Source organism: Oculatella sp. LEGE 06141 (assembly GCF_015207605.1).
Lineage (GTDB): Bacteria > Cyanobacteriota > Cyanobacteriia > Elainellales > Elainellaceae > Oculatella.
In genome coordinates, this window is record NZ_JADEWO010000030.1 from 12,681 (window position 1) to 35,658 (window position 22,978).

General features: G+C 50.7%; 24 protein-coding genes and 2 tRNA genes. 12 read left to right on the forward strand and 14 right to left on the reverse strand.

The annotated features are described in order from the left end of the window. Positions 1 to 211: 211 nt before the first annotated feature. Entirely contained in the window at positions 212 to 874 is a 663-nt protein-coding gene (locus IQ268_RS19000) for a class I SAM-dependent methyltransferase (RefSeq protein WP_193882592.1), read from the forward strand. 15 nt (positions 875 to 889) lie between these two features. Here IQ268_RS19000 and IQ268_RS19005 read toward each other — a convergent pair whose 3' ends face one another. Continuing rightward, positions 890 to 1,375 carry an Lrp/AsnC family transcriptional regulator gene (locus tag IQ268_RS19005; RefSeq protein WP_193882595.1) on the reverse strand — a complete coding sequence of 162 codons (486 nt, stop codon included), beginning with the start codon at positions 1,373 to 1,375 and terminating at the stop codon, positions 890 to 892. Between the two features lie 286 nt (positions 1,376 to 1,661). Here IQ268_RS19005 and IQ268_RS19010 point away from each other — a divergent pair, with 286 nt between their 5' ends. From IQ268_RS19010 to IQ268_RS19030, 5 genes are all read left to right on the forward strand, one after another. Continuing rightward, positions 1,662 to 1,943 carry a hypothetical protein gene (locus IQ268_RS19010; RefSeq protein ID WP_193882598.1) on the forward strand — a complete coding sequence of 94 codons (282 nt, stop codon included), beginning with the start codon at positions 1,662 to 1,664 and terminating at the stop codon, positions 1,941 to 1,943. A gap of 86 nt (positions 1,944 to 2,029) precedes the next feature. Next, positions 2,030 to 2,155, forward strand: coding sequence for a DUF1272 domain-containing protein (locus tag IQ268_RS33510; RefSeq protein WP_370584686.1), 126 nt, complete (start codon positions 2,030 to 2,032; stop codon positions 2,153 to 2,155). A 63-nt stretch (positions 2,156 to 2,218) separates the two neighbouring features. Further along, positions 2,219 to 2,884: a class I SAM-dependent methyltransferase gene (locus IQ268_RS19020; RefSeq protein ID WP_193882604.1), complete on the forward strand. Its 666-nt coding sequence runs from the start codon at positions 2,219 to 2,221 to the stop codon at positions 2,882 to 2,884. A gap of 135 nt (positions 2,885 to 3,019) precedes the next feature. Beyond that, on the forward strand, positions 3,020 to 4,405 hold the full coding sequence (locus IQ268_RS19025; protein WP_228035513.1) for an efflux RND transporter periplasmic adaptor subunit: 1,386 nt from the start codon (positions 3,020 to 3,022) through the stop codon (positions 4,403 to 4,405). Beyond that, positions 4,402 to 5,586 (forward strand): ABC transporter permease, encoded by a 1,185-nt coding sequence (locus IQ268_RS19030; RefSeq protein WP_193882607.1) that lies wholly within the window; start codon positions 4,402 to 4,404, stop codon positions 5,584 to 5,586. Before IQ268_RS19025 ends, IQ268_RS19030 begins: the two co-directional genes overlap by 4 nt. 42 nt (positions 5,587 to 5,628) lie before the next feature. Here IQ268_RS19030 and IQ268_RS19035 read toward each other — a convergent pair whose 3' ends face one another. Both IQ268_RS19035 and IQ268_RS19040 read right to left on the reverse strand, forming a co-directional pair. Next, the gene (locus IQ268_RS19035; protein WP_339383408.1) at positions 5,629 to 5,859 is read right to left on the reverse strand and encodes a helix-turn-helix domain-containing protein; all 231 of its coding nucleotides are present in this window, start codon (positions 5,857 to 5,859) and stop codon (positions 5,629 to 5,631) included. A gap of 78 nt (positions 5,860 to 5,937) precedes the next feature. Then, the gene (locus tag IQ268_RS19040; RefSeq protein ID WP_339383409.1) at positions 5,938 to 6,168 is read right to left on the reverse strand and encodes a helix-turn-helix domain-containing protein; all 231 of its coding nucleotides are present in this window, start codon (positions 6,166 to 6,168) and stop codon (positions 5,938 to 5,940) included. 132 nt (positions 6,169 to 6,300) lie between these two features. On the opposite strand from IQ268_RS19040, the gene IQ268_RS19045 reads away from it, so the two are divergent. Next, a complete protein-coding gene (locus IQ268_RS19045) occupies positions 6,301 to 6,501 on the forward strand; it encodes a hypothetical protein (RefSeq protein ID WP_193882615.1) in 201 nt (66 codons plus the stop codon). 1,341 nt (positions 6,502 to 7,842) lie between these two features. Here the strand turns inward: IQ268_RS19045 and IQ268_RS19050 are convergent. From IQ268_RS19050 to IQ268_RS19080, 7 genes are all read right to left on the reverse strand, one after another. Beyond that, positions 7,843 to 9,471, reverse strand: a complete 1,629-nt coding sequence (locus IQ268_RS19050; RefSeq protein ID WP_193882617.1) for an ATP-dependent DNA helicase RecQ — start codon at positions 9,469 to 9,471, stop codon at positions 7,843 to 7,845. 823 nt (positions 9,472 to 10,294) lie between these two features. Continuing rightward, the gene (locus tag IQ268_RS19055; protein WP_193882619.1) at positions 10,295 to 11,761 is read right to left on the reverse strand and encodes an NAD(P)/FAD-dependent oxidoreductase; all 1,467 of its coding nucleotides are present in this window, start codon (positions 11,759 to 11,761) and stop codon (positions 10,295 to 10,297) included. Positions 11,762 to 11,812: 51 nt separating this feature from the next. Continuing rightward, positions 11,813 to 12,214, reverse strand: a complete 402-nt coding sequence (locus IQ268_RS19060) for a pentapeptide repeat-containing protein (RefSeq protein ID WP_228035514.1) — start codon at positions 12,212 to 12,214, stop codon at positions 11,813 to 11,815. A 67-nt stretch (positions 12,215 to 12,281) separates the two neighbouring features. Next, positions 12,282 to 12,716, reverse strand: a complete 435-nt coding sequence (locus tag IQ268_RS19065) for a hypothetical protein (RefSeq protein WP_193882621.1) — start codon at positions 12,714 to 12,716, stop codon at positions 12,282 to 12,284. A gap of 127 nt (positions 12,717 to 12,843) precedes the next feature. Beyond that, a tRNA-Ala gene (locus IQ268_RS19070) sits at positions 12,844 to 12,916 on the reverse strand. Positions 12,917 to 13,024: 108 nt separating this feature from the next. Then, complete coding sequence (locus tag IQ268_RS19075; protein ID WP_193882623.1) at positions 13,025 to 13,747, reverse strand: HAD family phosphatase; 723 nt, start codon at positions 13,745 to 13,747, stop codon at positions 13,025 to 13,027. A gap of 177 nt (positions 13,748 to 13,924) precedes the next feature. Next, complete coding sequence (locus IQ268_RS19080) at positions 13,925 to 14,785, reverse strand: class I SAM-dependent methyltransferase (protein WP_193882625.1); 861 nt, start codon at positions 14,783 to 14,785, stop codon at positions 13,925 to 13,927. 387 nt (positions 14,786 to 15,172) lie between these two features. Between IQ268_RS19080 and rsgA the strand changes: the two genes are divergently transcribed. Further along, a complete protein-coding gene (gene rsgA, locus IQ268_RS19085) occupies positions 15,173 to 16,234 on the forward strand; it encodes a ribosome small subunit-dependent GTPase A (protein ID WP_193882752.1) in 1,062 nt (353 codons plus the stop codon). A gap of 161 nt (positions 16,235 to 16,395) precedes the next feature. On the opposite strand, the gene IQ268_RS19090 is transcribed toward rsgA, so the two are convergent. Both IQ268_RS19090 and pyrE read right to left on the reverse strand, forming a co-directional pair. Continuing rightward, positions 16,396 to 17,211 (reverse strand): cobyrinic acid a,c-diamide synthase, encoded by an 816-nt coding sequence (locus IQ268_RS19090; protein WP_228035516.1) that lies wholly within the window; start codon positions 17,209 to 17,211, stop codon positions 16,396 to 16,398. A 182-nt stretch (positions 17,212 to 17,393) separates the two neighbouring features. Next, positions 17,394 to 18,011, reverse strand: coding sequence for an orotate phosphoribosyltransferase (pyrE, locus tag IQ268_RS19095; RefSeq protein ID WP_193882627.1), 618 nt, complete (start codon positions 18,009 to 18,011; stop codon positions 17,394 to 17,396). A 119-nt stretch (positions 18,012 to 18,130) separates the two neighbouring features. Here pyrE and IQ268_RS19100 point away from each other — a divergent pair, with 119 nt between their 5' ends. Then, positions 18,131 to 18,619 carry a hypothetical protein gene (locus IQ268_RS19100; protein ID WP_193882630.1) on the forward strand — a complete coding sequence of 163 codons (489 nt, stop codon included), beginning with the start codon at positions 18,131 to 18,133 and terminating at the stop codon, positions 18,617 to 18,619. Between the two features lie 235 nt (positions 18,620 to 18,854). Here the strand turns inward: IQ268_RS19100 and IQ268_RS19105 are convergent. Beyond that, positions 18,855 to 18,927, reverse strand: a tRNA-Ile gene (locus IQ268_RS19105). 248 nt (positions 18,928 to 19,175) lie between these two features. Here IQ268_RS19105 and IQ268_RS19110 point away from each other — a divergent pair. The 3 genes from IQ268_RS19110 (at position 19,176) to IQ268_RS19120 (ending at position 22,141) form a co-directional block, all read left to right on the forward strand. Next, complete coding sequence (locus tag IQ268_RS19110; RefSeq protein WP_193882633.1) at positions 19,176 to 19,898, forward strand: hypothetical protein; 723 nt, start codon at positions 19,176 to 19,178, stop codon at positions 19,896 to 19,898. A 76-nt stretch (positions 19,899 to 19,974) separates the two neighbouring features. Beyond that, positions 19,975 to 21,570 (forward strand): hemolysin family protein, encoded by a 1,596-nt coding sequence (locus IQ268_RS19115; RefSeq protein WP_193882636.1) that lies wholly within the window; start codon positions 19,975 to 19,977, stop codon positions 21,568 to 21,570. 115 nt (positions 21,571 to 21,685) lie between these two features. Beyond that, the gene (locus IQ268_RS19120) at positions 21,686 to 22,141 is read left to right on the forward strand and encodes an EVE domain-containing protein (protein WP_193882639.1); all 456 of its coding nucleotides are present in this window, start codon (positions 21,686 to 21,688) and stop codon (positions 22,139 to 22,141) included. Positions 22,142 to 22,163: 22 nt separating this feature from the next. Here IQ268_RS19120 and IQ268_RS19125 read toward each other — a convergent pair whose 3' ends face one another. After that, a complete protein-coding gene (locus tag IQ268_RS19125; RefSeq protein WP_193882642.1) occupies positions 22,164 to 22,949 on the reverse strand; it encodes a hypothetical protein in 786 nt (261 codons plus the stop codon). Positions 22,950 to 22,978: the final 29 nt, after the last annotated feature.

The following is a 22,978-nucleotide window of genomic DNA, read 5'->3' on the forward strand; positions in this document are numbered from 1 at the left end:
AAGCGCTATTTGCCCAGTGCTACGCTCCAAGAGGTATTTACAGCAGTTCTCAATCGAGTCAGCCACAGTCTCGCCAGGATGGCTGTGGGGTGTAGGGTTTGAGGCGTGGTGAATGAAAATGGCTGTAAACCCATTCAACACATAGCCGCTTGGCCGATGGCTGAGTTGGACGAATACCATGGAAAAGCCGTGTTCTATTTTCCTGGTCGCAATGCCTAACAAAACATTGAATTTAGACGATCGCCTTTACCAGTATTTTCTTTCAGTTTCCCTGCGGGAGCCGCAGATCTTGCAACAATTACGGCAAGAGACAGCATCCCATCCCAGCAGTGGAATGCAGATCGCGCCAGAGCAAGGGCAGTTTATGGCACTCCTGATTCAGCTACTTGGAGCCAGGAAAACGCTGGAAGTTGGAGTGTTTACAGGATACAGTTCGCTCTCGGTCGCGCTGGCACTGCCGCCCGATGGCAAAATTGTGGCCTGTGATGTGAGCGAAGAGTACACGGCGATCGCCCGTCGCTACTGGCAGCAAGCAGGCGTTGCCGACAAAGTGGAGCTGCACGTTGCGCCAGCCTTAACCACGCTCGATCGCCTTCTGGCAGCAGGCCAGGCCAACACCTTTGATTTTGCCTTCATTGATGCCGACAAAGGAAACTATTGGAACTATTACGAACGCGCTCTGCAACTCGTCCGTTCGGGTGGGCTAATTGTGGTGGATAACGTGCTGTGGTCGGGGCAGGTGGCCGACCCGCAAGTGCAGGACAGCACAACGATCGCCATTCGCACCTTTAACGAGAAGTTGCATCAGGACGATCGCGTGACGCTGAGCATGGTGGCGATCGCCGATGGGTTAACCCTGGCATTGAAGCGGTAACACACGAATGTTGTCTCAACGCAGTTCTGCTTTGCCAACCTGCGTGGCGGCAGGGGTAATTGTTCGTCGCGTAATCGGTGAAGACAGCACAATTAGCGTCGTCACCTGGCTATGGTCAAACTGATCAATTAATAATTCCAGGTGCCCCACCGACGACACCGCGACCTTAACAATATAGTCATCACTGCCAGTGACTCGATGGCACTCCAGCACTTCTGGAAATTTGAGAAACGAAGTGCTAATGCTGGCGCATTGCCCTGGCGGTGAGGCCACCCGCATAAAGGCCATAATGGGTAGACCTAACTTCTCAAGATTGACCTCTGCCCGATAGCCCACAATAATTCCGGCTTCTTCCATGCGGCGAACCCGCTCCACTACGGCTGGAGACGATAGCCCAACTCGTCGCCCCAACTCACTGTAAGACAAACGAGCATCTTCCTGTAGCGCTTGTAAAATCTGCCAACTGATACCGTCTACTTCCACTTGCGATTCTAAAGCCATATCCGTTTTTTAACTTTTACATTAAAGGCAACAAACCCAATATAGCTTTAAAAGGCTCTTCCCAAAGGCGATAAATACCTTTAATATAAAAAGTATAGAAAAGCGGTTTCTAGATCAGCTCATTCCCGCTTCTATCTCGATCGCCATTTCCGATGTGCGATCGCCACTCCGAGTTGAAGGTTAAGAACCCAAAGACCTTGATTCTGAATTGAGCGTTAGAGCCACACGGGTCGTGTTGCTCTAAATTACCTTGAGTTCTTTTAGTTCTACATGGAGGGGTGCTACGATGAAAGCCCTTAATCTTTCTATACAGCTCATGCACGCCTATGAGACTGTATTTCTTCCCAGGCGAGAAGCCAGCCCATCGCAACGGCCTAACCGCTGGATGCCGCTCTGGCATCGATTCATTGCTGGCATGAGCGGCACTGCTGAGCCGCATGTTTGGCAAGAAACCGATCGGTATGGGCAACTGCTATGGCGAGCGTATGACCCTCGCAACGGTCGTTCATTTACATCCGATAACGAGTCTGAAATGCGAAGCTGGATCGAGCAACGCTATTACGCTTAGGAGCATGTTACGCTCAGGAGTCATTGATGGCGCTATCAATGAAGGGATCGTGTGAGAGGTGCGATCGCCCACTGTTGCTAAACAGTATGGCTTACATTTGTTCGTATGAGTGTACATTTTGTGACCACTGCACCACCGCAATGAATGCCATCTGTCCAAACTGTTCGGGTGAGCTGGTGCGTCGCCCACGTCGCCAGCCATCCGGCGAGTAATGGTGGTAGAGGTTAGCACCGTTACTCGGTGCTAACCCCGTCCTTCTCAGTTGAAACCAGCCCATGACCACCTACACCCTTGGACTCGATCGCCATCTCAATCACTATCTCCAATCCGTTTCCCTACGAGAGCCAGCGTGTCTGGCTCTGTTGCGGCATGAGACGGCACATCATCCCCAGTGTCGAATGCAAATTGCGCCAGAGCAAGGGCAGTTGATGGCGTTGCTGGTGCAATTGATTGGGGCAACGAAAACCCTGGACGTGGGCGTGTTTACCGGGTACAGCGCCTTGGCGATCGCCCTGGCTCTTCCGGCTGATGGCAGGGTGGTAGCCTGTGATATCAATGAAACCGATACGGCGATCGCCCGTCATCATTGGCAGTTGGCAGGCGTTGCCCACAAAATTGAATTACGCATTGCGCCAGCGCTGGATACCTTAGATCAATTGCTGGCGGCAGGGGAAGCCGAGACATTTGATTTTGCCTTCATTGATGCAGACAAGCGCAACTATGATGGCTATTACGAACAGGCACTACAACTCGTTCGTCCGGGTGGATTAATCGCCATTGACAATGTGCTGTGGTCGGGGCGAGTGGCCGACCCGCAGGTGCAAGATCGCCGCACGCAACGAATGCGATTGTTTAACCAAAAACTGCATCACGATCGGCGGATTGCATTAAGCTTAGTTCCTGTGGCAGACGGGCTAACGCTGGCAATGAAGCAGCGGTAGCAACCAGAGCTAACTTCAACTCGCTTGTAGTGATTTGTAGTAACGGTGAGCGCTTTGGCCAGCGTTGCCCAAATTCCACAAAAATTATCTTGACTTCATTGCCATTCCCCCTTACAAGGAGAAGCAATCTAGAAATTGCATCCTCACTCGAAAGAGTGGGGAACACTCGTTTTGCTGGCATCGCATCTAACCTCATCGGGTGAGTGCGGGGCACTGCTGGTGAATGATGCAACTCCTCTGCGGACTGGAATAATTAGCATGTTCAAGTGGCAAGATAAATCGTTCAAAACCGGAGCGCAATGGCTGGTTTTGTCAGGAGTTTTAACGGTCATTAGCATTGGCAGCAGCTTGGTTTACATGCAGATGCGTCATCGAGCAGCAGCGCCAGTTACAGTGCCAACATTAACGGTTGAACGAGGGACGGTTGAAACCACCATCAATGTTAGCGGTACGTTACAACTGGGTGGACAGCAAACATTGCGATCGCCTGCGGAAGGAGCGGTCGATCAAGTCCTGGTAGAACCGGGCGATCGGGTTGACTCAGGGCAAGTGGTCGTTGTGCTACGCAATCCCGAACGCCAAACCGCGCTAGCGAATCAGCAGGTCAAAATTGAGCAACAGGCGGTGCTGTTAGCCCGACGACGGCAGGAAATTGCGATCGCCAGCCAGCAGCTAAGCGATGAACGAGCCTTTTTGCAAAACCTGGCAACGCTGGCTGCCGATGGCGCGGTGGCGCGTACTGCCGTGCGCGATCAAGAGGAGCGGGTGCGAACCGTTGAGGCCACCATGCTCACGGCAGCAGCAGAAGCGCAAACGGTTTTGCTGGAACTAGAAGGGCTGAAGTTAGAGCAACAGCGCATTCAGCAACAGTTGCAAGACTCGGTGGTGACGGCTCCGGTGAGCGGCATTGTGTTGGGAGTGGAGGTCAAAGACGGGGATGGCATCGATCGCCGTACGGAACTACTGACGTTGGGTAATCCTTCGCAAGAGCTGGTTCAGCTTCAGCTATCAACCCTGGATGCGGCTCAGGTGCGGCTGAATCACCAGGCTCGTGTTAGCGTCATTGGGCCGAGCGCTCAAGTCTTTGCAGGACGGGTACGCCAGATCTATCCACAAGCGGTGAGCAGCAGTTCAGAAGCCGATCGCTCATCCGGGCGATCAGAATCGGCAGGTCAACCGACGGTGCCAACAACGGTGAGTCTTGATCAACCTACCCGTACCTTAATTCCGGGAAGCCCGGTCAATGTTGAAATTGTGTTAGAGCAGCGATCGAATGTGATTGCACTGGATATTGAAGCGGTGCAGCAAACCGGGGCTGAACCGTTTGTGTGGCGGCTGGATGAAGCTGGCAAAGCTCAATCTCAACCCATTGCTTTGGGCTTAGAGGGGTTAACCACCGTTGAAGTAACATCGGGATTGCGGGCGGGCGATCGCGTCCTGCTTCCCTCACCCGATATCACCCTGCAACCGGGAACGACCGTTATACCGCAAGCCGATATCCCATCGGTTGAGTTGCCATGAGCCTTACCCTGGTTGACTTGTTCAAACTCACCTGCCATTCGTTAAACAGCAACCGCCTGCGGTCTGCACTCACCACACTGGGGGTATTCATGGGTGTAACGGCGGTCAGCGCTACGCTTCAGGTGGGCAGCATTAGCCGAGCGGTGATCGAGCAACGGCTGGCCGAACGGGAGGCACCACACGTTACCCTGTTTCCCATGTGGGTATCAGATAGGAGCCGTCAGATCCAATTTCAATTAGACGATCTAGAGTATTTGCAGCGACGGTTACCAGGATTACAGGCCAGCAGCGCCTCGGCGTGGGCAGGGTTTTCGCAGGTGGTGTATCAAACTCGTAAAGCCGATTCTCAACAGGTCGCTGTTTCCGAAGACTTTTTGCTAACCACTGGACAACGATTAGTCTCAGGCCGTTTCTTTACAGTGGGTGATTTTGCCAGCTATCGACCCGTTGTGGTGATCGATCAACTGCTGGCGACTCAACTGTTTCAAGAGGATGACCCCATAGGACAAAGACTCTATGCCGATCGCCAGCCCTATGTGGTGGTAGGAGTCATCCCCACGTTGCCCAATGAGTTTTCGCCTCCAGAAGGACAAATGCTGGTGCCGATCTCGTTTTACAATGCCTTGCAGGGCACTAAGGAAATTGGTGCAATTAACTTGCGCCCCACTAGTCTGGATGAATTAGAGGCGTTGGGCGATCGCGCCAAACAGTTGCTCCAACAACGGTTTCCGGGGGCAGATTTTTACTCGTGGAACAATGTTGAAGATATTTTGGAACAGCGCAAAATCCTGACATTGGCTTCAAATGCGCTGGCGGCAGTCGGTGCCATTTCCTTACTGGTGGGCGGCATTGGTATTGCTAACATTATGATTGCCTCTGTAACCGAACGAACGTCAGAGATTGGCTTGCGGCGAGCGATCGGGGCAACTCGTCCTGAAATTATGGGTCAATTCATTTTAGAAGCGACTGTATTAAGTGTGGTGGGAGGACTGGTGGCGATCGCCACAGTACACGGCATCACGGTAATTGTCGCGGATCGGTTTGCCTTACCCTACGAGTTTGAAATGAATACAGCCGCGTTTGCGCTGGGGGCAGCGCTGGCTGTGGGAATTGGGGCGAGTTTACCCCCTGCTATTCGTGCCAGTCGGCTCGATCCGGTGAAAGCGCTACGGTCAGATTGATGGCAAGGGATGGATGAGTTGTAGTTGATATGCGATCGCCCCTCACGGATCTTCATCGATCGCCTCATCTGGGACATATTCAATCAAATCAGATGGCGTACACTCCAGAAACTTGCAGAGTGCATCAAGGGTTTCTGCTCCAATACGCGGCATGATGTCTTGATTTTTGAGATGTGAAACCGCATTGGGGTGAACGCCCATTTGTTCGGCCAAACGCTTATTGGTCATGCGTTGCCGAGCCATAATCTCTCTCAATCGCCAACGAACCGTCAAATTAATCCCTTATCAATACATCTAGTAGGCTCAGGCAGAAATCCACTGCGATCGCCTTGATAAAAATGCGATCGCCCCTCACGGCTCTTCATCGATCGCCTTGTCTGGGACATATTCAATCAAATCAGATGGCGTACACTCCAGAAACTTGCAGAGGGTATTCAGGGTTTCTCCACCAATTTGCGGTAGAGTATCTTGATTCTTGATCCGAGAAATTGCATTGGGATGAACGCCCATCAAGTCGGCCAAACGCTTATTGGTCATGCGTTGCCGAGCCATAATCTCTCTCAATCGCCAACGAATCGTCAAATCAATCCCTTAAAGTGTTGAAACAAACACCCGGAGTGTGCGATATTATTCACACAGGTACAAGCCAGTGCGTCCCCTGCGAAGTTCTGCACTGGCTCAAGCTCCCTTTGTTTATTTAGGAGACAATCTATTATGACGTACGGTGATCGCCTGCGAAAGCGATGGGCTGTCGTTCGCCTATTGCCCAACATGCAACGAGTGGATGTGGGATGGTTTTACCAATACTCGGATGCAGACGGATACGCCAAAACGCTGCGCCGATTAGACCCAGAATTTCAGTTTGAGGTGGTGTTTGATGTCGGGCTAGTCGAGAGGCAAGGCTTACAGATTTAGGGATTGAGTGGGCGATTGATGAACAAAGCAGACTTACAGCAGTTCTCAATCGAGTCAGCCACAGTCTCGCCAGGATGGGGGTGGAGTGTTTGGTGTGTGGTGAATGCAAATGAGAATGGCTGTAAAGCTGCACCAGTCGCAGTGCTGGTTGAAGCCCCTCGACTCTCAATTCGACCCAAAGGTCAAAGACATCTGTTCCGCTAAATCCATTTGGTTGATCTTCACCTCCCTTCTTGCTGGATGGTCAGGCACCTGACACTAACACTTTGGAAAGATAGCAGAACATTAGCAAATCGTTAATGTAGAAATACAAGTAGTTATCTAATTCAACAGTAGATAACTAGGATGCGTTAAATTAACTCTTCCAAATCAATATCTGGGTTAGCCTTCAACGGCGTTTTACTGGATCAAAAAAGGTTTGAGAGGATGTTTTAGAAGTAGCAAATGTACTGCATGTGCCCCCTAAATCCCCCAAGGTTGGGGGACTTCCGCGCCAGTTCTATTTCAAAGTCCCCGTTCGGCTGAGCGCTCACGTCGAAGCCAGAATTGGAGGATTTAGGAGGCGGTTCGGGCGACACTCAGCACCTTTAAAACATTCTCCAAGTCCTGGTTCTGGAGGCAATTTAATTGCTTTAGTTAGGTCGCATTGCTGAGCGGTTGTCTGAAAAATAGAAACTGTTCTGCAAGCCCCCTGAATCCTCCAACGTTGGAGGACTTCTGAACCTTTCTCCGTTTAAGTTTCTCCAGAGTTGGGGACTCAGCACTTGCAGCAAGCAAGAAAAGCGGGCGGCTTGAACTGCGATTAGCACTTCCAAGACATCCTCTGAGGAAGGGCGATCGCAGAGCCATACAAGGTTTGGTCACACTGGTTGCAGTCTGTAGAGCTATTAACCCGGCCATAAAAGATTTGGCATAAGGGATTGGGGTTCGACTCCGCTCACCCCACACGGGAGCGAGTGCTGAGCGGAGTCCAAACACGGTTTGCCCTAAGAACAATGGCTGCCAGGTTAATAAACAAATCGGCTTTTAACGTATCCCTTGATTCTTCGATAAGAGGAACAACCACAGGAGGAAAGTGTATGCATTGGTTCTATTTTTTGGTGGCCTGGTCATTTGTTGCACTCATTGCTTGGAACATTTGGGCAATGATTCGGGACAGCTTGAGATCTGCCAGGAAACTGCATCAAGTTCCCTGCGCTAAGTGCCAATTTTTTACAGGGAGTCATTATCTCAAGTGTCCAATCCATCCTTCGAGCGCACTAACCGAAGATGCCATCGGTTGCTCTGACTTTTGGCCGTATAATCAGTAGCTTCTAGCCATTGAAGACGATCGCCCCAAAATTACTCTACCCGGCGTAAAAGACCTCGAAGCGCTACAACACCGAGGCCAAGAGTTTTATAGCCCACCTTTTCAAACAGCACTACAATTTTGTCGCCTTCATATCGCATCACTGTCCCTTTTCCCCAGGATCTGTGAACCACCTGGCTATTGATTGGGAACGGTTGGCGATCGGTTTCTTCAACGGTGACTCCAGCCTTGCAGTTGTCGCAGAAGCCGCACGGTTCATCTTGCTCTTCTCCGAAGTAGTTGAGTAAATACTCACGGCGGCAATCTTTAACTTCGGCATAGCCTCGCATCATTTCCAGACGCGATCGCTCGAACTGCGCCCATTGTTCCTGAGCATCCAGAGCGGCAGCAGTGACCGTTTCAGGATCGTTGAGTGTCTCTTTAGCAGTGATTTCTCCGGTTGGTAATGTCTCAATCGCCTCGATCTCCGCTAGCCAGTTCAACGCTGTCTTCAATTTTGCTTTAGAAAAATCAATTTCATCCTCTAACTGTTTAGGATCAACAGCGTCCGGCTGTTTCTGTAGGGCTTTAGCAATGTGTTCAATATGCTCTGCATCAATTTGCCCACCGCTCGCAAAAAAGCGCCGCAGGTTTAAATCCTTTGGGTTATAAAACAGGATAGCTTCAGCCCGTTCCCCATCCCGCCCCGCACGCCCAATTTCCTGATAATAGGAATCGACAGAATCGCTGATATCAGCATGGAACACAAAACGAACATTGGGTTTATCGACTCCCATACCAAATGCAGTCGTTGCCACTAAAACCTCAATTTCATCAGCCATAAAAGCCGCTTCAACGGCTTCTCGATCGCCCTTTTTCATACCTGCATGATAGAAACTTGCAGTCAGATTTTCCCCTTTTAGCAATTGAGCTAACTCTTCAGTGCGTTTGCGTGTAGCCGCGTAAACGATACCTGGTTTTTCAGCTCGCACGACCTGCTTTAACAAAGCGCTTTGTTTTTCCACCTCATCTTCAAAGCGCTCAACGGCTAGCCAGATATTAGGGCGATCGAACCCGCGTACAATCGTGGACGCTTTCTGCATTCCCAAACGTTCTACAATCTCTTTTCGGACAGGCGGTGCCGCCGTTGCCGTCAGTGCCAAAATCCTGGGATGATTGAGTGCGTCAACAACGGATTTCAATTGCAAATAATCGGGTCGAAAGTCGTGCCCCCACGAACTAATGCAATGAGCTTCGTCAACTACAAATAAACTCGGTTTAGCCGATTTAAGATGATTCAATGTTTCAGGATTTTTGAATTGTTCAGGTGCTAAAAATAGAAACTCTACTTCTCCTTCTTCTAAGTCTTCAAATGCCTCATCTCGCTCCGATTTAAGGATTGCTGAATTAACAACTGCTGCCTCTCCTACCTCTTGTTGAGCGATCGCCTGCGCTTGATCTCGCTGAAGCGCAATTAACGGAGAAACAACTACTGTAGGCCCCGGAATCAAGAATGCCGCCATTTGATAAATGGCCGATTTTCCGCCACCTGTCGGCATTACCACAAGCGTATCGCGTTCCCCAAGAATAGATTTTAGTGCTAGCAACTGTCCTGGATGAAGTTCTTCAAATCCAAAGCGTTCCCGAGCAGTTTTTTGTAATTTCTTATCCTGCGCCTTCATATTTAATCTCTACTGGGAACTAATCTTTTGATTATTTTTTAAGAGGATGTCTTAAAAGTGTTAAGCTCCAACTCGAACCGCCCCCTAATCCCCCAAAATTGGGGGACTTCCGAATCAATTCTGTTTCAAAGTCCCCCAATTTTGGGGGATTTAGGGGGCTGATTTAGAATGTTGAGCCATTCTCAGATACCCTCTAACGTTGTAATCACGAGGATAGCGAATTGAAAAACTGGTTAGATCTTCAAATAGATGGAGAAAAACTAGCTGATGTGTCTCAAAATTTTTCTCTGGCAATCGATACTTCAATCATGATTAATTAACTCAATTAAAAGAATTAAGAGAGATTAATAAGCATCAATTTCTGGTGTAGATGTTGGAGCAGCCTCTGTTTACGGGGCTACATGAGGAAGAAATCTCATTGACTGACAAACGCACTCGAACCTTCATCCTGCTGTAGATATCGGTCTTAGCCAGGTGTGAACTCGAAGCCGATCGCGGATTGGCTAAACCTGCCCTTGCCGAGATTTATCCGGCAAACAAAGGAGAAAAGGTCGCTTTTGATTCAGTTTCTTTTTGAACTTTATCAATGAAGAAAACTTAATTCTCCCTTGTGTTTGCAGTTACAACTGCATTCAAAGCGGGTCGCTCTTTAGTCAGAAATGTGGCGAAGCCGTACCCGGTAAAGTAGTGAGCTAATCGACCCACAATTTGCAGGATGCAAAACACTGTAATTGCCTGTAGCTGAGACTAAATGTATTCATTCTGTTGGGTTCATTTTTTCAAAGCGTGACTTGATGTTGGAGCCGAGCAATCCCGAAAGCCCTCATTTGCGTGACCACGATCGCCGAAGATTAAACCAATTTTCCAGGCAATCTCGCCAAAAGGGATGGCGATCGCGCCGCTGCTGCTGCCAGTCTGCCGCTGCATGGCTTAGCACCTCTGAAAAGCTAGGCGATACCGTTTGCAGGTTGGCGATCGCGTCCATTGACAGGGTGTGCTGCATGGCAAGGGCGATCGTGCCAATGAATTCACTCATGTCTCCTCCCACCAAATGGGCACCCAAAATCTCACCTGTGGGTTTAACAATGAGCTTACACAGGCCAGTGGTTTCATCACGAAGTTGCGCCTTGGCCAGCGCTTTAAAGGGATAGCGTAACACCATGATTTCATCGCCGTAGTTGCGCCGCGCCTGCGCTTCGGTGAGTCCTACCCTGGCTAGCTCTGGATCGGTCAACACAGCCCAGGGCACCGTTGCATAATTCACCGAGCGAGTAGGAAGAAACAGCGCATTTCTAAGCGCCACATCAACCTCATGCCGAGCCAGTTGTGGAAAGCCATAGCCGCCCAGCACCGCACCGCAGGCGTAAATTCGAGGGTGAACGGTTTGCAGTTGTCGGTTTACCTGAATGCCTCGACGATGCCACTTGACCCCAACTCCTTCTAAGTTGAGCGATTCAACCCAGGGACGATGCCCCGTTGCTAGCACGATCGCATCTGCTTCTAAGGCTTGATTCCCTGCCTGAACCCAGGTTTTATGCCCCAGCCGTTTCGTTTGAATGACTGCCGTTTGGGTTAAAACACGGATACCCTCTGCTTCAAGCTGAGCCTGAATCAGGTAAGCCGCTTCGGCATCTTCGCAGGGTAAAAGCTGCGAGTGGTTGATAATGAGAGTGACCTGAGAACCCAATCGGGCAAAGGCTTGAGCCAGTTCCACCCCTGCGGGTTCTGCGCCAATGATAATCAGCTTTTCTGGCAGTGTTTGCCAGTTGGCGGTAGATAGGGATGCCAGGGTCAGATAGTTAACCGCCGCCAACCCTTCGATCGCCGGAATAGCCGGACGGCTACCCGTTGCAATCAGGTAAGACCGGGCATGGAGCGATCGCCCATTGGCCTCCACGGTCAGACTGGGACGTGGGCTAAACTCCCCCTGCCCCAAAACGACATCGACTCCCTGTGCGGCTAACAACGGCAGCGATCGGGCTTCGGCCTGCACCTCTGCCGCCAGTTGTGTCCAGGTTTGTCCCTGCGGCCACTGCATCGATAGGGATGATTGGCTGGGATCAACGCCATCCCATTGGATGCCCCGCTCGTTGGCTCGTCGCAGGTGTTGAGCCATCCGTCCCATTTGATTAACCGAATGGGCATAGAACGCGTCTGTATCCAGAGCAGATACCATCTCCGGATCGGGTTCAACCAGAGCGACACGGGCTTTGAACTGTACGGCTTTTGCTGCCGCATATCGAGCGATCGCACTGCCGCCAAGAATCACGAGGTCGTAGTCAACCGCCATACATTAGCTAGATGGAAAGAACAGGGTGCCTCACGCCAACGAGGAAATGGCCTACGGTTGATAAACCGTCCCATTCGGCATGATTGTGTATTCCAGGGTAGCGCCTGAAAAGTCTGCTGGGGGATTAATCACCGCGCCATATAAACTAGCGTCGTTCAAATTTGCGCCCCGAAAATCAGCACCGCTCAAGTTTGCAGCATTCAAAATGGCACCCCGCAATCTGGCTCGACGCAGATCGGCATTGGATAGGTCTGCCCCGACCAAAATCGCCCCGGTTAGATCGACCTCCGACAGGTTCATACCGCTGAGGTTGGCGTTGCTGAGATCACACACCCGACAGGCACCCGTTTCAATTAACCGAGTCACAGCATCGGGGGTTTGGGCGATCGCCGGGATGCCTCCCATCAACACGACCAGCGGCAGCCACCCGGACAAAGCATGAGGACATTTCATACCGTTTCACAAACAGTGATCAGTGGTTGGATATCCTCCCCACTTTACCCTTCTCTTTGCTCCTGCTTCACGGCAGTTCTGCCGTGTTCTGTCCTCTCTCTAACCCATCGATCGCCCACGTCTTCCCATCCTTAACCAGTTCCACGTATAGCGGAACCTGTTCACCCGATGTCAACTCAACGGTGAGATCCAGCGGACACCAATCGCCCTCGACGTTAAACAAAGGCAACTGTACTCGTTTGTGATGCTTGAGGCGGTTCGCTTTAACGAATTTAGTGAACTGTTTTTTGGAGGTGCGCTTTTGGAAGTTGGGGGTGGTCATGGCGTAGGCGGCATCCAGGTTTCCGGTAACAATGGCGGCAAAGAAGTGGTTAATCGCCTTTGGTAGCCCTTTAGTTACCAGCAGAATACTACCTGCGATCAAAAGCCAGATCAGCACGACAATACCCAGAATGCTGATGATACCAATACCAAAATAAGGCAGAATGTCGCTGAAGCTCATACCAGCATTTTCAAGTCTGTCGCCTGCAATGGTCTAATGAGTCGGTCGTGTTCATATCTCTATTTGGCAACGCCATTCATGCTTCAGAGATGGACATTCATATTTGTACAGAACCAAAATGGAGGCATGGAGAGTAGGAGATTCGAACTCCTGGCCTCTGCGGTGCGATCGCAGCGCGCTACCAACTGCGCTAACTCCCCATAATGCCTCAATATTTTAGCAATATAAGGGTCGCGGCGGTGAGGTAGAGAGAAGGAACAGAACCGTTAGATCTCCAAAAATGTGAGTCTCTATAACAAACAGCCAACTCACATCACAGGTTGCCGGGACGTGCGGTTGGCAAACACCTCTCGCACCCGATCGAGTTCTATTTCAGAAAGATAGTCTACGGCCCAATTGGCATGACGCTGCATCATGTGAAAAGGGTATGTGTTAGCGACACCGACAACCGAAATGCCAGCCCGTTTGGCGGCTTGTAGCCCTGCAAACGTATCTTCGATCGCCAAACATTCGGTTGGTTGCAGTTGCAGTTCGGGAAATGCCTCATTCAGGCGTTTAATCGCTAACAAGTAGCCTTCTGGATCAGGCTTGCTGGCTGTAATTTCGTCCCCTGCAACAATAATGGAAAAATTCTTGGCGAGTTCCGTGCGCTCCAGCACTAATTCAATTTCCGATCGCACCGCTCCACTTACCACCGCCATTACCACCCGTGCGGACTTCAGTTGAAACATCAGGTCGGGTAAGCCGGGATACATTGGCAGGTTTTCTAAGACCGCTAATTGCTGCTGGTAGGCTCTCGATTTACGGGTAATCAGCTCATTCAAATAGGTTTCGCTCACCACTCGTCCTCGCATCGCCAGCAAGTCTGCTAAACAGGCGCGATCGCTACGACCCACGCAAACCTGCCAGAATTCGTCTGGGTTGGGACGAAGGTTTTCTTCAATTAAGAGCTGAGCAATCAGTTTTTGATGAAGCGGCTCGTCGTTAATGATAACGCCGTTGAAGTCAAACAAAACAGCTTTCAAAGTCATAGGGTTGAGCGGCTAGCAGTGACGAATGGGAGTAACTCAGTAGTGGCGAGGGGGTAAGGATGACAGTCGTAATGCGGTACCAGCAATTGCTGAACCGTTCCAAGCGTAATCGATCTAGGTTCCCTGCTGCACCGGATTGGATGCCAGGAAAGCGAAGGTCAACCCTCAGCAGATGCTTCATCCCATTGCCCATTGGCGATCGCCCACCCTGGCGTTGTTGATATAGTCCACAGCACGGTATGGCAGCGGTTTAACGCCATGAGTGACCTGATGCACCCACCACACATCGTGCGTTTGCACCTTACCAAACCCAGCTCGCTCCATCCAATCGTCAACGCTACCAGCAGCATAGGCGTTGATGTAGGGTTCCTCAAAGATTTCTGTTAGCCAGGTCGTTTGGCGCAAGGTCGCCTGACTGCCATCCAAAATTGCCACTTCGCCGCCTACCTTAAGTAAGCGGAAACACTCGCGCAAGATGGCACGGGATACATCTGGTGGGGTCTCGTGAAACAGCAGCGATGCGGTTACTAAATCAAAACTGGCATCGGCAAATGGGGTCTGTTCAGCGTTAGCCTGCTGAAACTGAATTGTGCATCCTGCCTGTCGCGCCTTTTCGTCAGCAACTACCAACATATAAGGAGAAAGGTCTACTCCCACCACCTCCGCATTCGGAAACGCTTGTTTCAATAACAGTGTGGTGGAACCCGTACCGCAACCCAAGTCTAAAATTCGCTGAGGCTGGCCGCGAAGTTTGTCAATCAGGCTTTGCCGAATCCATGCCTCGTTTGGGGGCAGAGCATATTGAGTAATGGGGTCGTAGGTTACGGCGGCATCTACCGTGAGATACCCACCCGTAATGCCGTGAAAATTTTGGCTATGGTAATACTCTGGATACTCAACGTTGGATTGCCGAAAGCGATCGCTCTCTCGCTGCCAGTCTCGGCTTTTGTAGTGCCGTGTCATAGCGTCTCGGTCGATCAAAAGGTTGGCAATAGGAGCCAAAAACTGCTCAAAAATCGTATCTTTTCGAGTTGCCATAGCTATTCTAAGTACAGAGACACTACCTTTACAAAGTGTAATGAATCCGTGGGCGATCGCGATAGGTCGTTTCGTGTTCTTTCCCATAAACGCATTGCCTATTCACTATTGACCCCATTGGCTCATTGTATTACATTGTAGTATGTTGTCGTAATCCGCTCGCCAGGAACAATGTTGCCTGCGACCGCGATCGGCCAACACGGTTCACATCCAACCCTTTGCAAGATAAACAGGAGGCTCTATGGCTGAGTCGGTGACCATTGCATCCGCAACCACTATCCATTCATGCAGGGTCACAGAGCGATCGACTTAAGCAATGGGTTAACCCGTCTTGAGCCTTCGCCCTCTGTGAACCTTGCTAACGCAGGTTTCACATGGGGAATAGAAATGAACTTAAATCAATTGGGCTGGAACTATAGTTTGGGATGCCAGTTTCAGCCGTATGCCAACGCGGGATTTTCGGCAGGTCGAGTTGCCGTAGAGCATCGAGGCGCATACATTCTCTACACCGAACGGGGTGAAGTAACGGCTGAAGTGGCTGGAAAGCTACGCTATCAGGCGAACCAGGCAGACGCGTTTCCAGTCGTTGGCGATTGGGTTGTGATTCAACCCAATGAAACCGAACAACGCGCCACGATCCATCAAATACTGCCGAGAACCAGCAAGTTCTCTCGCAAGGCCGCAGGGACAAAAACAGAGGAGCAAGTGGTTGCGGCTAACATTGATACTGCCTTTCTGGTATCTGGTTTAGATCAAGACTTTAACCCCAGACGCATTGAGCGCTATCTTCTCCTGGCCTGGGAGAGCGGCGTTACTCCAGTGATTGTTTTGAACAAGGTTGATTTATGCGAAGACGTTGATGCGGCGTTGGTGGCAGTTGGGGCGATCGCACCCGGCATTCCAACAGTGGTGTTAAGTGCGGTGCAGCAATCTGGCCTGGAGCAGCTAGCAGCCTATCTTCAACCTGGTAAAACTGTGGCTCTCCTCGGTTCATCCGGTGTGGGTAAATCGACCATTACCAATCAACTGCTGGGAACGGCAGTTCAGAAAGTACGGGCTGTTCGTCAAGCGGATCACCGGGGGCAGCACACCACAACCCGGCGAGAGCTGCTCTTGTTGCCGTCTGGAAGCTTGATTATGGATACGCCGGGAATGCGAGAAATCCAGGTTTGGGCAACCGAAAGCAGCCTGGATGAAACCTTTGCGGATGTGCAAGCTCTGGCGGCTCAGTGTCGCTTTCGCGATTGTCGGCACGATCGCGAACCGGGATGCGCTATTCAAGCGGCGATCGCCTCTAATCTGTTAGATGAATCGCGGTTCTACAGCTATCAAAAACTTGGCAAGGAGTTAAATTATCTGGCTAGAAAACAAGATCAACGTGCCCACCTGGATGAGAAAGCCCGGTGGAAAAAAATAACCAAATCTCTGCGCCAACACTACAAGAAATAAAGGGACTCTAACCCTCAACTAAACTCGTTCTTTAACAACGACATCTCATGCTGATGCCTTGTGAAGAACGAGTTTATCTATTATGTAGGATCTCTGCCCTATCAAGATGAAAGTGGGATAACAATAGATATGAATAGGATTGCCGAGCCGATCGCGCTGGACTAATTATTTGGAAAAATGACATCTTCGGGTCTAAAAATATAATCATGATCAAAGATCAAAGAATTAGCATGACGAATAATTGAAAATCCAAAGTTGCTGGTGATATCGGTAGTAAAGGTAGCGATTACCAATTCAATTAATTTCTTGTCTGAAATTTCAGGTTCCTGCACAAAATAGTTGCGCTTTGCAAAGAATAGCCCTTCATCTCTTGGAACAATAATTCCATTAACACGATGGGTATGTTGTATCGGTTTGATATAAGTTGTAATGAATTCATCCTGGTTGCGCTGAAGACGGTACAACCGTTCATGTTGCAACCAGCTCATACGAAACATCATTTTTAACAGTTCAAACCCCAAAATATAGTTAAAAACGTTATTTCTTTCTTCGGTGCTAAATACCAGTTTAAGCGCTGACTCTAAATACAAATCAGGCTGTCTGCGAGCATCTTGAGCCGAATGCACATAAAACTGCCGAATGTAGCTCCTTAACACCGCTTCTGTTAATTCGGTCTTCAGTTTAAATTCCTTCAGGTGTTTTTTAACTCGCTGTTTGGTATCTCGATCCTCCAACTTTCTAGACACTAATCCATCAGCGGTATAGTCATCCAAAAATTCGGCCTGGATCTCCGGTGGAGCAGCACACATGAGATAGCATAGCGACAACACATAACGGCGTTGATGCCACGGCAGGCTTTCAAACCAAATTTGCGCTTCTGGAGGCAATTTACCCAGAATGCTCTCCAGTTGGGCGGCAACAGCGATCGCCAGTCGTTTTTGTTTACGTGCTTTGGGTTGATCGGGGGGAGAAACCATCTGCGTTCCGTTCAGTGTGATCACACTTACAGAGGCTAGTTCTGCGGAGGCTTGCTAGAACTCAGCATCCTACGTTCAGAATGCCCACTTTGTGTCCGCCTTGATGAATGTCGCTGCAATTATTCTGTTGCTTAACCGGACCTTGCCGGAACGTTATTAGCAGTCGCAGGTGGCCTGGTTGCTTAAGCCTGGCGTTGCGCCCACCGTTGCTGGATGTCTTGAATTGAAAACACGGTTTCAAACTGTAACCCCTGCTGCTGGTAAAGCTCAGCCCCACCCTGCTGGCGATCGACCAGGGCAATGATCTGGTTCACCCGGTATCCCGCTTGCCGTAGACGTTCCACCGCTTTCAAGGCCGACTGTCCGGTGGTAACCACATCTTCCAACACCACAACCGAACTGTCTGCCCCCAGGGTTGGGCCTTCAATGTAGGCTTGGGTACCGTGCCCTTTCGCTTCCTTTCGCACAATCAAGGCTGCGATCGGTTGCCCTGCCATTGCAGCCACCACGCTAGTAGCCGTTACCATTGGGTCGGCTCCTAAGGTCAAGCCTGCTACGGCTGCCGTGTCGGATGGCAACATCGATCGCAACACTCGCCCAACCGCTAACCCACCGTAGGGATGTAGCGTCACCTGTTTGCCGTTGATGTAGTAAGTGCTGCTCTGTCCAGATGACAGCACAAAATCGCCCTCTCGGTAGGCCACCTCGCAAAATAAATCGAGCAACAATTGGCGTACGGTTGGTAGATCACCAGTGGCGATCGCGGCAAGGGTTTCTGTTGGTAATGTTGGCTGGGTCATAAATAGCGATCGGAAATTACGGACTAATCCAAGCAAAACTCTACCAGAAGAGAGGAGTTTAATCTTCGTCTAGTGATTTATAACTAATTTCTGATCTTAAGCGGCCAAGATGAGTTAGCATGGAGCGCAAAATTGAGGATATTTTTATGGTTGTGGGGATGAAAGGTCTACCGGGTTCGTTAGCCATTGCGGTATCCATTGTGATGGCTGGCGGCAGTATGGCGATCGCTCAAGATGCCGACCAGGTTCAGTCTATTCCAGAGGCATTTGAGAGTGAATTCTTTGGGGGCAGTGGCACCTTTTTTGAAAACCGCCGTCCTCCTAACAACATCACCTGGTTTATTGGCCCTTTTCCTGAAAACCAAATCGCTTCAGATGCAGAAGACGTACACCAACTGTATAGAGAGCTGTTGCAACAGCAAGTTTCCAGCTCGCCGCTAATTCGCACCCCCGACCTGGACAATCCGTTTAACTCATCATTGCTAGTGTCGCCCACCTTCCAAACCGAGCGAATTACGGGTAGCGAGTTTGTACCCCAGGTGCCGATCGCCCCGGCTGCACCGCCTCAAACTCCTCCTACACCTAGCTCGGTTCCAGCTCTCTACTAATCCCTGATCAAACATAAGCCCTGATCAAACACAGGTTGCTTTGAACAGCGTCTAGAAGAAGTTCTGAGTTCAAGCCCACGATTAATATCGCCCCATGCAGTCTGTGCAACTCAACCTGCGGTTTCTCTGTCAACCAGCTAGAAACCGCAGGTTTGCTGCTCTCTCAACCCATTTCGATTAACCTGTGTCGGTATGATTGTGGGACACACGGGTTCCCCAAATCCGGTTCCTCAAATCCAGGGTGCAGGAGTTGAACCCGCCTAACGCGAATTATGAGTTCGCTGCCTATACCGCTCGGCCAACCCTGGCTGTGAAGCATTCCTTCACTAAACACCTATTGTATCCTGCTGTGTCCGGGGGAAGGCAAGAGCCAGATGCCGTTCGAAATGTGAAATCTTTTGACGACAGGTGGTTGCGCCCTGCACCATTTCTTAGACTTAGCGCATAAAATTCTAGTTCAACCGGGCATGGCGCGATCGCCCGAAACTAAACCAGATAGTTTGCCTTCTTCTATAATCAACCGCACAAATAATTAACCGCACAAACAGCATCCCGTATGAGCAGCAACCGCATCAATCCCACCGTCGTCCTAACCCTGGGACTCCTGTTCCTTATGATTGTGGCTGGAATTGTGAGCGCATCCTGGGGCTACAGCTTAGGGCGACAGGCACTCAAAGGCATCACCCAGCCAGACGTTCGCCCCAATAGCGGTGTCGATACTTCATCTGATGGCAGTACGGCTCGCCGAGAAGAATTTACGCTGCTGCGTGAAGACGACATCTTGACCGATGTAGAAGCCCGGATGAAGGGCAATGCTCAGTCGGCTGCGCCCAAGTCCGAGGTTCAAAGCAGTGTGCAAACGAAAGCGGCGACTGAAGTGTCTGTCGTGAATGTCTCCCATCAAACCGAGTCGTTAGCCAGCTCTTCTCAAGCCGGATTTCCGATCGCCAGTACCGATCAGGGTGTCACCATGTCCGTTCGTTCTGCTTATGAGCATGATGGAGAACTCGTATTGGAGGTAAGCTTACAGAATAGCGGTTCCCAAACCGTGCAATTCCTGTACAGCTTTATGGACGTGACGGATAACCAGGGTCGAATGATGAGTGCTAATACTCAAGGTTTGCCAGCAGAACTGCCCCCAAACAATGAAAAATACTCTGGTGTGGTCAGCATTCCATCCGCTGTACTGGATGGGGTAGATAGTGTCGCTTTATCGCTGCCGGACTACCCCGACCAACAGCTTACATTGCGACTGTCTGGTATTCCCGTTGAGAGATAACCTGCTAGATGACTGAAACGTTCTGGTCTCGCCAGTACGATCGCGCCCCACTGTGATCTTGTTTTTGCCCTCACGGATGATTCTTTTTGCTTCCAGCCCAGTGGCAATTAGCACTGTCTCTCAGTTGACTGGAACAGATGTGTTTCTGCGGTTGCTGTCGGTGTTCTTGTTAATTGCCATCAACGCGTTCTTTGTGACGGCTGAATTTTCTATTGTTTCAGTTCGCCGATCGCGGATCAATCAACTCGCCTCTGCTGGCGATATCCAGGCAAAGACCGTTCAAGATCTGCAACGGGGGTTGGATCGGCTACTTTCGACAACGCAGCTTGGTATTACCCTGTCTAGCTTGGCCTTGGGGTGGATTGGCGAAAGCACGATGGCTGTCCTCCTGGCTGTCCTCCTGGCTCGGTTGCCGTTGCCACTGGATACGACTCAGACTTTGTCCCATTCTGTAGCGATTCCGCTGGCCTTTTTTCTGATTGCCTATTTGCAAATTGTCTTAGGCGAACTCTGTCCCAAATCAATGGCGTTACTATATCCAGAGCAGTTGGCACGGGTACTGGGGCCTCCTAGCCTGGCGATCGCCCGGTTCTTTAATCCCTTCATTTGGGGGTTGAATCAGTCAACACGGTGGTTGCTGCGGCTGGTGGGTGTGCAATACGCGGGGCAAGCCTGGTCTAACCGCATTTCTCCGGAAGAATTGCAGCTGATCATCAGCACGTCTGCTGAATCACCAGATTTGGAGGAAGAAGAGCGAGAATTGCTCACCAATGTCTTCGAGTTTGCAGAAGTCACGGCGGGTGAAGTGATGGTGCCTCGGATTAGCGTGGTTGCAGTTCCCCATACTGCGACCTTTCAAGATTTGCTGCACGAAGTATCGGTGTCTGGGCACTCTCGCTATCCGGTCATGGGAGAATCGCTAGACGATATCCTGGGCATCATCTACTTTAAGGAACTAGCCGCACCGCTAGTTGAGGGCGTGTTGCAGTTGGATACCCCCATTCAGGCGTGGGTTCGTCCTGCTCAGTTTGTGCCCGAATACCTGCCCCTGCATGAACTGTTGCACTCGATGCAGCGGTTGGGACAGGCAATGGTGATGGTAATGGATGAATTTGGCGGAACGGCGGGTCTGGTCACCATTGAGGATATCGCGGCCGAAATTATTGGGCACAACGAGCCTGAAAGCTCTGAAGAATTGAACGTTCAAGTGCTGAACGAACAGAGTTTCTTGGTTCAAGCCCAGCTCGACATAGAAGAAGTAAACGATCTGCTCAACCTGGATTTGCCGCTATCGGAGGAATATCAAACGTTGGGTGGGTTTATGATCTACCAACTGCAAAAAATTCCGGTTGAGGGAGAGCTATTGCAATACAACCAGTGGGAGTTTCGCGTGGCGGTGGTAGACGGCCCACGACTGCAAAAAATCCAAGTGCAACGCCTGGACTCTAGCGACGACAGCGATAGTTTTAATCACCTTGAGGTCAATGATGCCCTAGATGCCTCAGATGCCTCAGATGCCTCAGAACCAGCGGCGATCGCTGATCCCTGGGAGTTGTCGTCTACCCAACCCGATGCATTGGCTCCCAGCGCTGAGGCTCGCTCTCAAAACGACATCTCCCTGCCTGCCGACTCATCGCCCCATTCCGATTCGTCTTCAATTCATCACAGTTAAAACTCATGCTATAAAAGCGGCTCTGAATCAGTATGCTGTTGAGAGCTAAATGGTTGTGCCCTTGTCGGCCATTCACTCTTGTGCAACTGATGCCCCTTGAAGCAGCGATTCATCTATGCGTTATTGGTTGATGAAGTCTGAGCCTGAGGTTTATGGAATTGCCGATCTGGAACGCGATCGCAAAACGATTTGGGATGGCATCCGCAATTACCAGGCGCGAAACTTCTTGCGCGAAATGCAGGTCGGCGATCTGGCTTTCTTTTATCACTCCCAGTCTAGCCCGCCTGGTATTGCCGGACTGATGCGCGTCGCTCAGCCTGGAATCGACGACCCGACTCAGTTTGATGCCCAAAGCCAGTATTACGATCCCAAATCGTCACTCGACTCGCCCCGCTGGCAAACGGTCAGGGTTGAATTTGTGCGATCGTTCCCTGCGCTCATTCCGCTGGAGCAGTTACGGCAAACCTTTAGTGCCGAGGAACTGTTGCTGGTGCGGCGGGGCAACCGGTTGTCAGTAATGCCCGTGCCAGAGGACGTGGCCGAGAAAATCCTGGCAATGGTTGGGCAGTAGTATTCGTCAGGTGCATCAGCGCTCAATTGGCTGAAGGCAGGGCTGGAATCAGATTGTCCTGCAATCCAACTAAACCGTCACCGTAGATGACCGTAACGGGATGCTCTCGCGGTTGTCCGTTCTGGGAACCGATGATGACGTAGTTGAAGCCGTTTCTGTTTTCTGCTGAGCCTGCAAACCGATAATCCAGCGTATCAACATCAAACTGAGCGCCGTAGCGATCGATCGCTGTTTCGGCCTGGTCAACCGGATAGGGCAAATCATCGGCAGTGAGCGCCCTGGCAAGCTGCTCTGCATCACTGGCTTGAATGGAAGCGATCACTTCATCCAGCATGGCCTTAGCCCAATGCGAATAGAGGAAAAACTCGTCAACCAGGCGAATGGATTGATCCTGGTAAAGTGTAATCGGCTTGCTGATGCCGTTGCTGCCATATAGCCGGTATTCGAAGCGTTGGCTTGAGGCTCCGAGTTGCTCTACTCGCTCTCGTTGCACCCGCTCAATCGGTGCGCCAGCAAAATAAGTCTGATAGTCTGCGATCGCTGCTTCAACATTAGCCTGATACCGATCGCGCTCCAGCATGTAGGGCATTAGATACAGCACATCTTCAGTGTTGATGGCGTTGATAACATCCGCCATGAGGGCATCGGCCTCTGTTGCCGTCAGCAGGGTGTCTCTTTCGCTGTTGGGGCTGGATACGACCTGGGGAGAGGGGACAATCTCAGCAGTAGGGGAACGATCGCTGACCGTGCTACAACCAAGCAGCACAGCACTGCTAAGCAGGGGCAGCATCCATCGAAATAGTGTCATGAAAACAGTCCTGGTCTGCATCTATCAAA

Coding starts and splice junctions, on each gene's coding strand:
- IQ268_RS19125 (WP_193882642.1), bottom strand. CDS start 22,949: ATGACACTATTTCGATGGATGCTGCCCCTGCTTAGCAGTGCTGTGCTG.
- IQ268_RS19010 (WP_193882598.1), top strand. CDS start 1,662: ATGAAAGCCCTTAATCTTTCTATACAGCTCATGCACGCCTATGAGACT.
- IQ268_RS19000 (WP_193882592.1), top strand. CDS start 212: ATGCCTAACAAAACATTGAATTTAGACGATCGCCTTTACCAGTATTTT.
- IQ268_RS19065 (WP_193882621.1), bottom strand. CDS start 12,716: ATGAGCTTCAGCGACATTCTGCCTTATTTTGGTATTGGTATCATCAGC.
- IQ268_RS19045 (WP_193882615.1), top strand. CDS start 6,301: ATGACGTACGGTGATCGCCTGCGAAAGCGATGGGCTGTCGTTCGCCTA.
- IQ268_RS33510 (WP_370584686.1), top strand. CDS start 2,030: ATGGCTTACATTTGTTCGTATGAGTGTACATTTTGTGACCACTGCACC.
- IQ268_RS19005 (WP_193882595.1), bottom strand. CDS start 1,375: ATGGCTTTAGAATCGCAAGTGGAAGTAGACGGTATCAGTTGGCAGATT.
- IQ268_RS19080 (WP_193882625.1), bottom strand. CDS start 14,785: ATGGCAACTCGAAAAGATACGATTTTTGAGCAGTTTTTGGCTCCTATT.
- rsgA (WP_193882752.1), top strand. CDS start 15,173: ATGAACTTAAATCAATTGGGCTGGAACTATAGTTTGGGATGCCAGTTT.
- IQ268_RS19100 (WP_193882630.1), top strand. CDS start 18,131: ATGGAGCGCAAAATTGAGGATATTTTTATGGTTGTGGGGATGAAAGGT.
- IQ268_RS19020 (WP_193882604.1), top strand. CDS start 2,219: ATGACCACCTACACCCTTGGACTCGATCGCCATCTCAATCACTATCTC.
- IQ268_RS19075 (WP_193882623.1), bottom strand. CDS start 13,747: ATGACTTTGAAAGCTGTTTTGTTTGACTTCAACGGCGTTATCATTAAC.
- IQ268_RS19090 (WP_228035516.1), bottom strand. CDS start 17,211: ATGGTTTCTCCCCCCGATCAACCCAAAGCACGTAAACAAAAACGACTG.
- IQ268_RS19120 (WP_193882639.1), top strand. CDS start 21,686: ATGCGTTATTGGTTGATGAAGTCTGAGCCTGAGGTTTATGGAATTGCC.
- IQ268_RS19055 (WP_193882619.1), bottom strand. CDS start 11,761: ATGGCGGTTGACTACGACCTCGTGATTCTTGGCGGCAGTGCGATCGCT.
- IQ268_RS19030 (WP_193882607.1), top strand. CDS start 4,402: ATGAGCCTTACCCTGGTTGACTTGTTCAAACTCACCTGCCATTCGTTA.
- IQ268_RS19050 (WP_193882617.1), bottom strand. CDS start 9,471: ATGAAGGCGCAGGATAAGAAATTACAAAAAACTGCTCGGGAACGCTTT.
- IQ268_RS19115 (WP_193882636.1), top strand. CDS start 19,975: ATGATTCTTTTTGCTTCCAGCCCAGTGGCAATTAGCACTGTCTCTCAG.
- IQ268_RS19110 (WP_193882633.1), top strand. CDS start 19,176: ATGAGCAGCAACCGCATCAATCCCACCGTCGTCCTAACCCTGGGACTC.
- IQ268_RS19060 (WP_228035514.1), bottom strand. CDS start 12,214: ATGAAATGTCCTCATGCTTTGTCCGGGTGGCTGCCGCTGGTCGTGTTG.
- pyrE (WP_193882627.1), bottom strand. CDS start 18,011: ATGACCCAGCCAACATTACCAACAGAAACCCTTGCCGCGATCGCCACT.